Origin of the sequence: Psychrobacter sp. BF1 (genome assembly GCF_019279065.1) — a bacterium.
GTDB lineage: Bacteria > Pseudomonadota > Gammaproteobacteria > Pseudomonadales > Moraxellaceae > Psychrobacter > Psychrobacter urativorans.
This window is the reverse complement of sequence record NZ_JAGYWV010000032.1, coordinates 1-1803: the sequence shown is the minus strand read 5'-3', so window position 1 is coordinate 1803 and position 1803 is coordinate 1. Positions and strand designations below refer to the sequence as shown.

Annotated in this window: 1 protein-coding gene and 1 pseudogene; both read left to right on the top strand. The window is 37.4% G+C overall.

What is annotated here, in order from left to right; all coding sequences use genetic code 11:
• Positions 1–1529 (top strand): HNH endonuclease (locus KZA12_RS14705; RefSeq protein WP_218690750.1); only part of this gene is annotated, 1529 nt, incomplete at its 5' end.
• Positions 1530–1531: 2 nt separating this feature from the next.
• Positions 1532–1803 (top strand): annotated as a pseudogene (locus tag KZA12_RS14700) (hypothetical protein); the annotation flags it as partial.

Below are 1803 nucleotides of genomic sequence, written 5' to 3'. Positions count from 1 at the left end.
TTAATAATATCCAAGAGAAGATAGCGAAAGCACTTGTAGATAAAGGCATGAGCGAAAGTATCGCTAGTGGCACAGCAAGTGGTTTGGTTAGTTTGACGCTATTAGGTGCTGGCAGTGCAGCAGGACTCGATACCTCAAGTACGGTAACAGCGACTAATGTGGATGCTAATAATCGGCAGTTGCATCCGCAGGAACAAGACTTGGCTTATATTTTACTCAAGAAAGCAAAAGAGAAAGGCTGGAAGCGTGCTGATGGTAAACCTTACACTCTACAAGAAATAGAGGATGCTTTACGATGGGCTAATAGTACAAAGTATGGCGAACAATGGACGAGCAAAAGAACAGTAAAAATTCATAAAAATGCCAGTAAGGATGGTATTAATAAAGCCATGTACGACCATGGAATAGCATCAGATTTTGATTCTAGACTATGGAAGACTACTTCTACTGGAGAGTACACTACTATTACCCAAAATTTCAATAACATTGAAAAACCTGATACTAATCTCGTTAATTTTATTAAGGGAGAAACGAAGAGTTATGGCTATAGTTGGACTAGTGGTGTGCCTCAACCATACAATGCTAAAACAGCAGGGCCTACTTCAAAACCTAAACCTACCACAACGGCACAAATAATTCCTCAAAGAAGTTTAGATAACAAAAATCAAGCTATTATTAATAATAACGGCTCAATTGATTCAGGGTCTTTACCAGCAGCGCAACAACAGGCAAATCAAAAGACATTTGACGCTGCTGTTATGGTAGTGGATGCTGTAGGTTTAGCGACTGGCGCAGGAGAAGTTGTCATTGCTGTAAAATGGGCAGGCAAAAAGACAATACAATATGTTGTCAAAAAGTCGGCACTAGACGCGGCTAAACAAGGTACAACATCTGTAGACGATTTAATTAAAGTGAGTAAGCCTTACACAGGTTCTATATCTAATAGTCAAAGAGGGTCAACTGGTATTGCTAAGCCTGATAAAATTGATAATGTTATTAGCGAAAATCGCAGCTATCAAGGTATATACGATCCAAAAGAAGTCAGAACAGATTTAGAAGCAGTATATGGTCAGAATAGTGTAACATCGACCACTATTCCTAAAAAACCACATCAAGCCAGTGCTACTAGAGATGATGTCATTGTTGACGCTAATGGTAACAGAGCAGTAAAAGTGACCTCAAATGATGGAACTGTCAAAACAATACCTTATGATAATCGAGGGTTGCCAATATTTGATGATGTGTCGGTATTTAGTGCAAAGATTGATCATTCTAAGAGCTATACTGGTCAAATGAAACAAGCCTCCAAAGATATGTGGGAGTCGATTAAAGATGATCCTGTAGCTAAAAGTAAGTTTACGGAAAGACAGCTTTCCCAGTTAGAAGCTGGATCACATAAAATAAAAGGATTTACTTGGCATCATAATGCACAGTCATCACTTAATACAATGCAATTAGTGCCAGAGAAGTTCCATGATAGAAAAGCTGTTCCACACTCAGGACAAAATTCACTAAAACAGGGGAAGTAAACATGAAGGATATTAAACCCATGTGGCATGAACCTCCTATAAGTCATAAGGCTATAAAAAAGTTTATTGATAGTTTTAAATATCATTTACCAGAAAGTTTTGTTAGTGTCGTAAGTAAGTATGACTCACTTACCCCCGTTAACAATGTCTTTGACTTTATTAATGTTTATGGTCAATCTGATGAAAGAGATGTTAACTTTTTGAGTCTAAAAGAAGAAGAGTCAGAAAATATTTATGAATCTCAGTATGTTTCTAATCCTTTGCATTATGGAAC